The following is a 12,643-nucleotide window of genomic DNA, read 5'->3' on the forward strand; positions in this document are numbered from 1 at the left end:
CCATTCTCTCGCCCCAATCTCAGAATGAACGTATCCTAAGTGCCGTAGTTGCTGATACGCTAGATGCCCAATGAGGCGGCGGAAGGGCGGTGGTCGGGATGCATGGCGGCGTGATCCCGTTCCGGGGCACCGGGGCTGATGCGCTGCGCTATGTCGAGTCCGACCGCTCCCGCGCCGACGACTACTACCTCGGCGCGGAGACGACCGTCGCGCAGTTCGCGGCGCTCGACGGATCGGGCGCGGTGACCGCTGAGCTGGCCCTTGACCCTGCCGCGTATGCGGGGTGGGTGGACTGGGTGAACCCGCTCACGGGTGAGTCGATGGGAAGACCTCGGGGTGCGGGGTCGGATCGCAAGGCGTCGCCCCGGTTCATGGAGATGGTCATCAACACGCCCAAGTCGCTGTCGATCGCCGCCGCTCTGCACCCGGAGGTCTCCGACGCTCTCGATGCCGCCCAGCAGGACGCTTTGGCGGAGATTCGGCGCTGGCTCGCCCTCCACTCCGTGACTCGCGTGGGGTCGCTGGGGGCGCAGGAGGTCGTGCCCGTCGAGCAGATGCACGTCGTCGGCATCACCCACAGAACGAGCAGAGCGGGTGATCCGCACCGGCACATTCACATGCAGATCGGCACAAGGGTATGGGCGGCCGGGAAATGGCGGGGCCTGTTCACCGCCGCGCTGTTCAAGCAGCAGAGCGCGATCCGCGCCCTGGGCACCGCGGTGATCGCCGCCAGCCCCGAACTGCATGCTGTGCTTGACCGGCACGGCCTGACTCTCGACCCCGTGACCGGCGAGGTGGCCCAGTTGCAGCCGTTCAACGCGCTCATGTCGAAGCGCGGCAAGCAAGTAGGCGAGAACCTCGAACGCCTCGAAACCGAATGGGATCACGCGCACCCCGGCGAAAGCATGGGGCCGGTCGTCGCCACCCGGCTGCAAGCCGAAGCATGGGCCTACCAGCGGCCTGCGAAGAAACCCACCTCCCTCGCCGAGGAAACCGGCTGGGTGACGGAGCTGCGCGAGGCCGGATACGACCCCGCAACATTGCAACGGCCAGCGCCGCGCGCATCGGTGCGATTGGACGAGTTGAGTGTGCAGGAGGTTGCATCCCGCGCGCTGGATCGTTGCGCCGCTTCCAGTTCCGCGTGGACGGCGCACACGGTGACTGAGCACGCGGCGCGGATCATGACCCAGTACGGCGTGCAAGCATCTCCTGCCGAGATACGAGAGTTCATCACGGCGGCGTCGCGGTTGGCGTTGGAGGATTGCTTCTCGATCCTCCCACCGGACAAGCCTGCGCTGGAGCATGTGGCGCATCTGACGAGCGTGCGCGTCATGCAAGCCGAAACCGAACTGCGCGACCTCCTCACCGCCCGCATACCCAAGATCGAGCCGGCAGTGCCGGACGTGCGCCAGTTGGCGCAGGCCGCCGGCCTCGACGTCGGGCAGACGGAAGCGGCAGCAGCACTCGCATCGGCTGATCCGCTGGTGGTCGTGGAAGGGGCAGCGGGCAGTGGGAAGACGACCATGCTTGCCACGGCCATCCAAGCTGCCGAGCGGGAAAGTCGAGCAACGCGGGTGGTTGCGCCGACGAAGAAGGCCGCCGACGTCGCACACCAGACGCTCGGGGTTCCTGCGGATTCGGTGGCGGCGCTCGTCCACGCGCATGGCTACCGCTGGAACGCCGATGGCGTATGGACACGCCTGGAACCCGGCGACACCGATCCTGAGACCGGACGCACCTATACCGGCCCACCCGATGCGGCATGCCTCCGAGCGGGTGAGCGGATTGTCGTGGACGAGGCGGGCATGCTCGACCAGGACAGTGCCATCGCCCTGTTCACCGTTGCCGCCGAGTCGGGCGCGACGGTTGCGCTTGTGGGTGACCGGGCGCAACTGCCAGCCGTCGGCAGAGGCGGGGTGCTCGATATGGCCGCGCAGATTCGCGGCCGCACCATCGACATGGCCGAAGTCCACCGCTTCACCGATCCCGCCTACGCCGAACTGTCGGTGCGGTTGCGGGAACGGAACGATCCCGGCAAGGTCTTCGACCAACTTGCCGCGCTCGGCCTGATCCGCCTACACGCCGACGCCGAGCACCTGCACGAGCACATCGCCCGCAACCGGAAGGATGGGGAGGCGGTCACGGTCGCCACCAACGACGAAGCCGCCCGCCTGAACGAGCACATCCGCGACCAACGCGCAGGTGCTGGGGCCGTGGACGACGCCGCGCCTATGACAGGCAGCGACGGCCTCCCCATTAGTTGCGGTGATCTGATCCAGACGCGGAAGAACGACACCATCCTGGGGGTCGCGAACCGGCAACTGTGGATCGTGCAGCACGTCGAGGTTGACGGCACCGTGTGGGCGGCCGAAGGAAGCAGTGACCGCAAACGCGAGCACTCCGTGCGCCTGCCTGCCGCGTATGTCGCCGGGCATGCGCATCTTGCTTATGCTTCGACCGCGTACGGGGTGCAGGGCGTCACCGCCAAGGGGTCGCACACGATCCTTAGCGACGCGATGAGCGGAGCCGCCGTGTACGTCGGCATGACCCGAGGCACCAGCGAGAACCAGCTACACATCATCGCCGAGAGTCTGCCCGCCGCGCGTGAGCAGTTCATTGACGCACTCGAACGCGACCGCGCAGACCGAGGACTCCCCCACGCCACACAGCAAGCAGCAGAAGCCGTGCGCGGTCTCGTGGATGACGGCCCCGCGAAACTCGTCAGCACCGAAGTAGTTGCGCTGATTCGACGTGCCGAACAAGCCGAGGCTCGAGCGGCACAGTGGCAGCAAGCCGCCGAAGCCCTGGACGACCTATACACGCGGCAGCGCGCCGAACGCGACCATGTAGTCCAGGCGAACAAGGAAGCTAAGCAGCAGGTTGAACTCGTACGTTCTGAGGTCGCCGAGCCGCTGACCGCGCAGGCACGGGAAGCGTTCACCAATTGGCAAGCCGCCGATGCCGCTGAGAAGACCGCCCACGAGAAGGCGTGGATCGTGGGGAGGCTCAAGAAGCGTCGCGCGACTGCCGAACACGACGCCGCGCGAGGTGTCGCCCGAGACGTGGAGCGGGTGCTCAAGAGAGCGTGGGGTGATCTGCCCCGATGGAACGAGGGGGAGAATGCGTGGGTCGAGCGCGTCACCCGTCCCCGGATCGATGCCGACCCGCGCGTGATCGAAGCCGAGCAACAGCACGCGACCGCTGCGCAGGCGTTGCATGCCGCGCTGGAACCGAACCCGTGGCCCAGCCTGGGCGTCTACGCCCGCATCTTCGGAGAAGAGACCGTGCGGCAGAACCCCGGCGCGTACGTCAACGCGCGCCCCGCACGCCTGGTCGAAGACGCGACCCGCACCGCTCAGCACGCCCGTGCCGAAGCAGATGCGCTTTGCACGCTGACCCCGGCCGAGGCGGTCGAACGGATTAGGCAGACTCGTGCATCGGAGGAGGCTAAGCGCGAGGCTGCCCGCATGCTTGCCGAGCGCGAGCGCCAACTACGCGCCTCCCGATTTGCCTCCACCGATCCACGCCGTGGTGGGCCAAGCCTGGGCCGGTGAGCCGAGCCGTGGCATGAGTGTTCTTATACTTCTGGGGCGCTTCCGCAGGCGATTATCAACCCCGAGTAATCCGTTCGCAACGCTGATCTCCCGGTCTCGGGGGCTAACTACCGACCGGATGCAGCCGTCGGCGCGCGCCGCGAGCAAGGACGGCGCGACCAGCTCTCATTGTCATCGCGTGTTCGCGACGCTGGTGAGGGGGACGATGACAGGGGCTGTGAGTTCCGGGTCGTGAAGGATGCGTGCCTCGATGCCGAACACATCGCGGAGCAGTTCTCCTGTCATGACCTGCTGGGGGGTGCCGCGCGCGACGATCTGTCCCTGACTGACGACGATGAGCTCGTCGGCAAAGACGACCGCCTGGTTGAGATCGTGCAGCACCAGAACGATGGTGCGACCATCGTTCTGGTTCAGTCCTCGCACCAGTTCGAGGACTTCGAGCTGATGGGATACATCGAGGTACGTGGTCGGCTCGTCCAACAGCATGACGGGCGCTTGCTGCGCGAGCAGCATCGCGATCCACACTCGCTGGCGTTGTCCGCCCGAGAGCTCTGCAACGGGCCGATCAGCGAGCTCAGCGATACGGGTCGCTGCCATCGCGTGCTCGACCGCCCTGGTGTCCGCCTCCGTTAGCGTCCTCAGTGCACGTTGGTGGGGGAATCGTCCTCGCGTGACCAACTCTGACACGGTGATGCCGACGGGGGCCGTCGATGTCTGCGGGAGAATTCCGAGCCGCCGCGCAAACTCCTTAGGCGCGTAGCGTCGTACGTCGGTCTCATCAAGCAGAACCGCGCCGTCCGTGGGATTGATCAAGCGGGCGAGGGCCCTGAGAACGGTGGACTTGCCCGAGGCGTTCGGCCCAATGATGACCGTAACCTTGCCCTGCGGGATTTCGACGTTCAGGTCTCGGCAGATTTCACGTCGGTCGTACGCGAGGGTGAGTTGCGTGCCGCGCAGCCTCCCGCCAGTCGCTGAAGGGTTTTTTGGGTCGTAGGTTTTAGGGCGTCGAGTTGGAGTCGTCATCTGGTCTCGTTTCGATCTGGTCTGGTTGGCCGGGGATGCCCGTGATCGAATCGAGCAGTCCCTTGATAAGTGCGTGCGCCCCGAAGAGGAAGTGGCGTTCGGCGTCTTCGTGCTTGAGGACACGTGCAGTCGCGGACAACGCGGGAAAGCGCGGATCGTTGGCCATGCGTCGCAGGTCTCGGCGTCGACCTTCCCCGGCGTGCACGACGTCGGTGACCGCCAGCGAATGCTCAGCGACAGTCGCCAAGAGGATTGAGCTGTGGACCAGGGGGAGCCTGTAAGCCTCGGCAACAGAGCGCTGGTGCGCATCCATCGCGGCGACGAGGGCGGGAGAGATATCCGACGAGGTTCGCAGCAGGAATCCCGCGATGCCCGGGTTTTCGATCGCGAGCCGCCGCAGCGACGATGCAATGGCGAGCAGATGCTCCTCAAGCGGTTGCCCTTCGGGGGCGGGTGCCTCCCAAGAGGCGAAGATTGCTTCGGCGGTGATGATCTGAATATCCTCGATGCCGCTCGTGTGCTTGTAGAGCGATCGGATAGCTACCCCGAGTTCTTGCGCGACATCGGCCACGGTCACCTTGGGGAGGGTGAGCCGCCTTCCCGCGTCGGCAATCGCCTCGCGAGTGATCTTTCTGGGCCGCCCACGACGGGCAGGCGTGGGCTCGGATGTCATGTCGCCAATTCTTCCAGGGAAGGGTGGGGGCACGCCGGTGCCCCCACTCACCATGCGGTTATTGTTCCCCGAGCGCGGGCACGATGCTCCCTGCGATGACCTCGTCGATGACGTACGGGATCGACAGCGGTGAAGGATTGCGCAGCGCCGTGCTGGCCGACAGATCCATCGCGATAAATCCGCCGTTCTTGACCGCGTTGAGCTGTTGGAAAAGCGTTGAGCTCTCCCAGAACGTCTGGGTGTCGGCGCCGAAGAACCCGATCATGACGATGTCCGCGTCGAGCGCGGCAACGTTTTCCTCCGACACTCCTGCTGATCCGGATCCGTCGCCGAGGCCGGGGAGGGCTGCCGCTGTCTCGCTGAAGGTCATGCCGAACGCATTCATGATTTCGACGCTCGCATCGGCGGGATCGTTCATGACCTTGATCTGGTCGGGGGTGCCCAGTGAAAGCGTGTAATCGTGACCTTTGGTGATTGTGTATTCGGCCGCAGCTTCGACCATCTGTTCCTCGACTGCGGCGATCCGGTCGTTGACCTCTTCCAGTAGCCCCAGCGACTCACCGATGGCGCGTGTCTGATCGCGCCACGGGAGCTGTAGGTAGTTCGCGTCCGACGGGCCGAGGACGGGAGCGATCATCGCGAGTTGGTCGTAGTACTGGCCGAGCTGTGTGTAGGTGGTTGCGATGATCAGATCAGGGTCCAGAGCGGCGATCGCCTCGACATCGAGTTCGGCACCATTGGCACCGGTCGTTGTGGTGTCGATGATCTCGGGCGCCTCGTCGAGCTCGGGGGCAAGCCACGGGGCGATGCCGTCCGGGGTTGCGAAGAACTTCGCAATCGCGATCGGAGTGACTCCGAGGTCAACGGCCACATCGGTTTCCAACAGGCCGAGGGTGATCACGCGCTCGGGTGCCTTGTCAAGTTCGAGGGTCCCGTATGCGTGCTCGATCACGATGCTCGCGTCGCCAGAGGCCGAAGGGCCGGTGCCGTCCGGCTCGGCGTCGCTCGTTCCGGAGCAGCCCGCGAGTGCGAGTGTTGCCGTTGTGACGAGGGCCAGAGCCGTGATCGAGTGTCGGCGCGTTCGTTGCATGTGTGTTCCTTTGCGAATGGAGTAAGGTAAGGGCAACCTTAGTGTAATAAATCATGGAGTAGGAAATGAACAACGTGAGCAATGCGCTCTATGGTGGTCGCCATCAGAAAGTTCTTGACCATCCTGACCATCGCGCCGGTGTCAATCACGGGACGATGACGGTGACCGCAGTGGCTGAGATCGCCCCGTCGGTCGTCCGCGTCACAGCGACCCTCGACCACGATGGCGACGCAGAGCGCTGGCGTGTCACGAACCCAGCGATTCGGCTTGAGCTCCCTGACGTAAAAAGTGATGCCATGGTGTCGCGCGTCTACACGGTGCGCGACTATCGAGAATCATCTGCTGGGGTGCGCGAGCTAGACGTCGACATCGTGCGACACGAGGGAGACAGCCCGGTGATGAGGTGGCTCGCCGCCGCACAGCCGGGGATCGCCGTGCGAATCCTTGGCCCGCGTCCGCATTTCTGCCCGGCGATCGTTTCCGAGCGGCCTGCGTGGATGTTTGCTGACGAAACAGCCATTCCCGCCCTGGCAACTATCCTCCGCGACTGGGTCCAGCCGGGTGTGCGAGGAGAAGCCTGGGTCGAAACGCCTGATGAAGCTGTCTTCACTGAGCTTGAAGCACCGGAAGGCGTCGCCCTCCACTGGTTGCCGCGTCCTACGGATGAGCCGCCCGGAACCACCGGACGACTTGTCGCGGCTGCACTAGAAGCCAGTTCTGCCTTCGCCGAACCCGTGACCGTCTGGGCGGGCGGCGAGCATCAGGAGATGCGGCAGATTCGGGATCACTTCCGCCATGATCGCGGCATGGACCGAACCGAGGTCCAGGTTTTCGGCTACTGGCGTCGAAGTCGCACGAGCAGCCAGGTCGATGAAGCACGACTGCAGCGTTATGAGGAAGCGTTGAAGCACAGTTCCCGGATGGCGCCGCTCGATGACTTCGACGTCCAAGACTGAGCGAGGATCCCAGCCCCTCAGACGCTGGTCAACGGCGCTCATCACCATCGGGGTGCTTGGCGCAGCGATGGCATCCGGGCTGTTCATTGGAGGTCAGTCAACCAGCCCGTGGGTCGTCCTCGGGGTGATCAGAGGTGATGTCGACATCGTTGCTCAGGCCTTGGTCGTCGAGATCCGACTCCCCCGGACACTTGCTGCCGCGATCGCCGGTATAGGGCTCGGCCTCGCCGCATCGCTTCTACAGACCCTGACCCGCAACCCGGTGGCCGATGCCGGCCTCCTCGGCGCCAACGCCGGAGCGACGGTGATGATCGCGTTCGGCATCGCGACCGGTATGGCCGCGGACTTCGTCGCACAGAGCGCCTGGGCGCTGCTCGGCGCGCTCACCGCGACCATCCTCGTGAGCGCCGTCGGACTGAGCGGAAGGATCTACTCGGCCACGCGCCTTGTCCTGTTCGGTGTCGCACTGGGTGCGGTGCTCACCGGGATCACCACAGGCCTGATGCTCGCGGTACCCGAAGCCTTCGACAGCATGCGCAGTTGGCTCTCGGGGTCGATGGTCGGCGTTGCGATGCCATCGAATTTGACAGCGGCAATGCTCATCGGTCTGTCACTCATCGTAGCCCTCGCGGTCTCGCGTGCACTGGAGTTGACCCTCATGGGCGATGATGTCGCGCGTGCACTCGGGGCTCGCCTGCTGCCGACGCGGGCGACAACCGTGCTGGCTGTCGCGCTCGCCAGCGCCGCAGCGACTGCTTTAGTTGGACCGATCGGATTTGTCGGGCTCCTTGGCGCTCACCTCGCCGCGGCAACCGCACAACGACTCGCTCTCCCCGCAGCCTTGCGGCACCTCGTCGCCGCTGCTGGCGGGGGCGCGCTACTCGTCTTAGCAGACTTGGTCGGCCGAATCGCGTTCTGGCCTGGAGAGCTTCCCGCGGGCATCGTCGTGGCAGTCATCGGTTCGCCGTTCCTACTACTCATTATCCGCCGCAACCGGAGCCTCACATGACGAGACCGCATCCGCACCCCTCTGTGGCGATGCCGCGAAATGAAGCGTCGCGAGCCACATCCGAAGTCGTCTACCGACGCCGTCGTAGAACGGCTCTCTCGCTCGTTATCGTCGCGGCTGTCGGCGTCACCACGCTGGTACTTGCTGTGTCCGTCGGAAGCTACGCGATCCCGCTCGATCGGTTCTGGCAGGTGCTCACCGGTCAGGGGACGGGCTTCGATCACACTGTTGTCCTGGAATGGCGGATGCCGCGTGGCGTTACGGCCCTCGCCGTTGGTGCGTGCCTCGGCCTGAGCGGAGCCCTGCTGCAGACCGTCACGCGTAACCCTCTAGCCTCCCCCGATCTCATCGGCATTTCCGGGGGCGCATACACCGCCGTGCTGATCCTGCTGGTCTACGTTGGCTCGCAGTGGGAACTCGTCGCACCCGCTGCGCTCATCGGCGCCCTGATCGTTGCCGCAGTTCTCTTCTCCGTCTCCGGTGGACGCAGTACTCAGAGCGGCAGCAGGTTCCTTCTCGCTGGCGTCGCCCTCGCCGCATTGCTCGGCGGTATCAACAGCTGGATCATCCTGTCCGCCTCCCTTGAGTCTGCGATGACGGCAGCCACCTGGGGTGCAGGTTCTCTCGCAGCATCTACATGGCAGACCGTATTTCTCTCTACTGCGGCTCTCGCGGTCGGATCAGTGCTCAGCTCACTTGCCGTGCGGCGGATCAAGGTGCACACGCTCGGCGACGATCTCGCGACGAGCCTGGGTTCCGCACCTCGCACGCTGCGCATCCAGCTGATCGTGATCTCGGTGATGCTTGCGGCCATCGCGACCGCGCTGTGTGGACCAATCGGGTTGCTCCCGCTGGTTGCGCCACCGATCGCGCGTGCGCTCGTCCGTACCTCTGAGGCGCCCCTCGCGCTTTCGACGCTCGTCGCCGCAGTACTCCTCGCGATGGCCGATCTGCTGGCTCAGCACGCACTCCCGGGCGGACCACCCGCGGGTCTCGTCACCACCGTGCTCGGGGGGATCTATCTCATGTTCGTGCTTCTTCGACGGTGAAACTCCTAGGAGATCGCGGCAGATCGCTCCCGGCGGGCTGCCAGCAATGTCTATACAAGGTCGTCGGCTGCGACGCTTGCCGAAAGGGGCCAACGCCCGGGACAAACCATGCGGCACCAAGTACGTTCTCGAATGCACTGAGAGCTACTTGAGCGCCAAGATCAGCCTGGAAGTTGTTAGTCCTCTGCGGTTCTGTGACTCTCAACGCTGATCTGCGCTCACGCGGAGGCAAGAGTTCAATGCGGCTACCGAGTCTTCGCCCACACCGTGCCCCGGTGAATCCCGAACTGCTTCGCGATCGCCTTCACGCTCACCCCGCGCTCACGGGCTGTTCGCATAGCGTCCACTTCGCTGCCTGTGAGGCGTGTTCGAGGTCGTTTACTTGGTTCTGCCGAGGCCCCAATCAGTGAGTCGTCAACCTTGCCCGACTCGTCGCCGTCACCCCGAATCCTTTGATTCCATGCGGAAACGAGCTTCTGAACCCGTGGTCGCCTGTTCCCGCAGCGCCCAATTGCTTCCACATATTGAAGACAAGGTCCCGGGTCATCGACCCGGGACCTTGTCATTTGTGGACTCGCATCCCGAGGGCTTCTTCCCGGCAGCCTAGAGTGGTCATGTGATCTTCCTGCTGGCTCTCGTAGGCGTCCTTGGAGTCTCCGCATCCGGGCCCCTCGTTGCGGCTACGCCCAGTGTCCCGCCTTTGGCCATGGCCTTCTGGCGCAACGGACTCGGTGCCGGCGCCATGGGCGTGATGGCCACGGTCCAAAGCCGCGGACGACTGCGGTTCCCCACGCACCGCGAATGGAAGTACTGCCTGATTGCGGCCGTCGCGTTGGCCCTGCACTTCGCCACGTTCATGACCTCGGTACGTTTGACCACCGTCGCTGCGGCTACTGCGCTGGTGTGCCTGCAGTCCGCCTGGATCGCCGGCTTCCAACGACTCCGTGGAGCTGCTCTGGGCAAGCAGGTCGGGTGGGGCATGGCCCTGTCCTTGGCCGGAGTCGTTGTCATCACCGGTTTCGATGTCGGCGACGGGTCGGCAGAAGCCCTCCTCGGAGACCTACTGGCATTGGTCGGAGGAGCCTTTGCGGGGGCCTACACGCTTGCCGGTAGCAAGGCCCGGGCCACGATGGACACCGGAAGCTATACGACGGTGTGCTACGCCTTGACGGCCGCCATGCTCTTGATCATGTCCGTGCTCATGGGGGAACAGCTCGTCGGGTTCCCGCTCGCCGGATGGGTCGGGATCATCGCGCTGACGGTTGCCTCCCAACTGCTGGGCCATACTGTCTTCAACCACCTGGTCGTGGCCTTGGGGCCACTGGTGGTCTCGATGATCATCCTGCTGGAGATCCCGGGAGCGGCGATCCTGGCCGGGATCTTCCTGGGTCAGAGCCCGCCGGTGGGAACGTACCTGGGGCTGATCCTGATCCTACTCGGGCTCCTGGCAGTGGTCTGGGGGCAAGGGCGGAGCCTACGGCACCTGCCAGCCGTCCAGGATGACTGAGCACCAGACAAGACAAAAGCGGCGGTGATCCTTCAGGATCACCGCCGCTTCACGCGTTTCGGATGAATGCTTACTTATCGTCCGAATCGTCGGCACGCCGGCGTGCGGAGCTCCGCGGGCCCGGCTTCGGGGCGTCCGTGCCCTCCTCGGCGGCAGGGGCCTTTGCGGCCTCGGGTGCCTTCGGTGTCGGCTCGGCTGCGACCGGTGCCTTCGGCTCTTCGGTTTCCGCCTTGGCCTGTGCCGTGGCCTCGGTGACGTGGGTGTGCACGTCCTCGGTCTTCAGCTGGGTCTCGGGAGCCGGAACCGGCGCGGGGACGGGGGCCGGCTCGACCGGGGTCTTCCAAGGATCCTCGACGGGCTTGGAAGCACGCCAGGCGGCCACTCCTGCGGTGACCACCGCGGCGATGATGCCAAAGACCAGGAAACCGCGCTTACGGCTCTGACGGGCCTTTTCGCGCTTGAGCTGCTTGGAGGCTTCCTTGGCTGCGGTCACTGCGGCCTTCTGGGCCCGCTTGAGTGCCTTCTTGTCACCGGTGGCCCGGGCAACTGCCTGCTCGACCTGAGCGGGAACCTGGACATCATCCAACCGACGCGCCGCGTATCCGGCGGCATCGCCCAGACGTGCACTTGCGGAAGGGATGTAGTCATTGACCACGACATCGCGGGCATGCTGCAAGGCCGGGGTGGCTTTGTCGAGGGTTTCCTGCAGCCGCGGAGAAACGTCATCGACGGCCTGGGAGATGCGCGGAGCGACCTTGTCGAGACCGTCTTGGATCTTCGGGGTCACCTTGGCGACACCACCGGCAATTTCATTGGTGGCACGCTGGAATCCCTCCTGGATGCGCGGGGAGGCATTCTCGACGCCCTTCTCAAGCCGGGGCACCGCCCAGTTGACGGCTGCATCTACCTTCGGGGCTGCCCAATCACGGGCATTCCCGGTACCGGCATTGACCGAACAACGCAGATCTCGGGCCATTCGCTTCTTCTTCTTCACACGTTCCTCCCAAGTAGTTGGAGTATCCACGCCTAGCCTACGCGTTGGAGGGTTGACGGGCTATTCACGACGTGGGTGAGGCTACCGTCCAGGACCGATGTTCACTGTCCGCGTAGTCGACCTGCCGCGGGGGCTCACGGATGAGTGCGGGGAAGTGGAAGAATGAAGTCATGACTGCAATCCCCACGCATAAGGCCACCATCCACACGAACCACGGTGACATCGTGGTCAACCTGTTCGGCAACCACGCCCCGAAGACGGTCAAGAACTTCATCGGACTCGCCACCGGCGAGCAGGACTGGACCCACCCGGAATCGGGCGAGGAGAAGACCGGCACCCCGTTGTACGACGGCACGATCTTCCACCGCATCATTTCCGACTTCATGATCCAGGGCGGGGACCCGTTGGGCCAGGGCGTCGGCGGCCCCGGCTACCGATTCGACGATGAGATCAACCCCGATCTGGACTTCAACGAGCCCTATAAGCTCGCCATGGCCAACGCCGGCCTGCAGATGGGCCGGGGCACCAACGGTTCGCAGTTCTTCATTACGACGGTCCCGACCACCTGGTTGCAGGGAAAGCACACCATTTTCGGTGAGGTGACGGACGAGAAATCCCGGGAAATTGCTGCCGCGCTGAACAAGGTTCCGACCGATGGCCGCGATAAGCCGCTTGAGGACGTTGTCGTCTCAAGCATCGACGTCGAGGCCCTCTAGACTCAGGAACAGCCACGGCGGACATCCCCCGCACAGCAAGGGCGGTTCCCCATCGACTCCCCGGAGCCGACG

General features: G+C 64.8%; 10 protein-coding genes. 6 read left to right on the plus strand and 4 right to left on the minus strand.

Translation table 11 applies throughout. From position 1 onward, the window contains the following. Positions 1-98: 98 nt before the first annotated feature. Positions 99-3,554, plus strand: coding sequence for a MobF family relaxase (gene mobF / locus AC3ZI9_RS15940; RefSeq protein ID WP_441442611.1), 3,456 nt, complete (start codon positions 99-101; stop codon positions 3,552-3,554). Positions 3,555-3,725: 171 nt separating this feature from the next. On the opposite strand, the gene AC3ZI9_RS15945 is transcribed toward mobF, so the two are convergent. Genes AC3ZI9_RS15945 through AC3ZI9_RS15955 form a run of 3 tightly spaced genes read right to left on the minus strand, consistent with a single transcriptional unit; the run spans position 3,726 to position 6,340 of the window. Continuing rightward, complete coding sequence (locus AC3ZI9_RS15945) at positions 3,726-4,577, minus strand: ABC transporter ATP-binding protein (RefSeq protein ID WP_441356572.1); 852 nt, start codon at positions 4,575-4,577, stop codon at positions 3,726-3,728. Further along, positions 4,552-5,250, minus strand: a complete 699-nt coding sequence (locus tag AC3ZI9_RS15950) for a TetR/AcrR family transcriptional regulator (protein WP_441356571.1) — start codon at positions 5,248-5,250, stop codon at positions 4,552-4,554. The genes AC3ZI9_RS15945 and AC3ZI9_RS15950 overlap by 26 nt, the downstream gene beginning before the upstream one ends. A 58-nt stretch (positions 5,251-5,308) precedes the next feature. Further along, a complete protein-coding gene (locus tag AC3ZI9_RS15955) occupies positions 5,309-6,340 on the minus strand; it encodes an ABC transporter substrate-binding protein (protein WP_444554471.1) in 1,032 nt (343 codons plus the stop codon). Positions 6,341-6,405: 65 nt separating this feature from the next. Here AC3ZI9_RS15955 and AC3ZI9_RS15960 point away from each other — a divergent pair, with 65 nt between their 5' ends. The 4 genes from AC3ZI9_RS15960 to AC3ZI9_RS15975 all read left to right on the plus strand — a co-directional run bounded on the left by AC3ZI9_RS15960 (position 6,406) and on the right by AC3ZI9_RS15975 (position 10,861). Beyond that, positions 6,406-7,296, plus strand: a complete 891-nt coding sequence (locus tag AC3ZI9_RS15960; protein ID WP_441442605.1) for a siderophore-interacting protein — start codon at positions 6,406-6,408, stop codon at positions 7,294-7,296. Beyond that, positions 7,274-8,305 carry a FecCD family ABC transporter permease gene (locus AC3ZI9_RS15965; protein WP_441442604.1) on the plus strand — a complete coding sequence of 344 codons (1,032 nt, stop codon included), beginning with the start codon at positions 7,274-7,276 and terminating at the stop codon, positions 8,303-8,305. Before AC3ZI9_RS15960 ends, AC3ZI9_RS15965 begins: the two co-directional genes overlap by 23 nt. Beyond that, positions 8,302-9,354 carry a FecCD family ABC transporter permease gene (locus AC3ZI9_RS15970; RefSeq protein WP_441442603.1) on the plus strand — a complete coding sequence of 351 codons (1,053 nt, stop codon included), beginning with the start codon at positions 8,302-8,304 and terminating at the stop codon, positions 9,352-9,354. Before AC3ZI9_RS15965 ends, AC3ZI9_RS15970 begins: the two co-directional genes overlap by 4 nt. A 616-nt stretch (positions 9,355-9,970) precedes the next feature. Then, on the plus strand, positions 9,971-10,861 hold the full coding sequence (locus AC3ZI9_RS15975) for a DMT family transporter (protein WP_444554472.1): 891 nt from the start codon (positions 9,971-9,973) through the stop codon (positions 10,859-10,861). Positions 10,862-10,931: 70 nt separating this feature from the next. Here AC3ZI9_RS15975 and AC3ZI9_RS15980 read toward each other — a convergent pair whose 3' ends face one another. Further along, a complete protein-coding gene (locus AC3ZI9_RS15980; RefSeq protein ID WP_444554473.1) occupies positions 10,932-11,855 on the minus strand; it encodes a hypothetical protein in 924 nt (307 codons plus the stop codon). Between the two features lie 170 nt (positions 11,856-12,025). Between AC3ZI9_RS15980 and AC3ZI9_RS15985 the strand changes: the two genes are divergently transcribed. Then, entirely contained in the window at positions 12,026-12,571 is a 546-nt protein-coding gene (locus tag AC3ZI9_RS15985; protein ID WP_444554474.1) for a peptidylprolyl isomerase, read from the plus strand. The last annotated feature ends 72 nt before the right edge of the window (positions 12,572-12,643 follow it).

Source organism: Arthrobacter sp. AOP36-F1-5, from assembly GCF_058137995.1.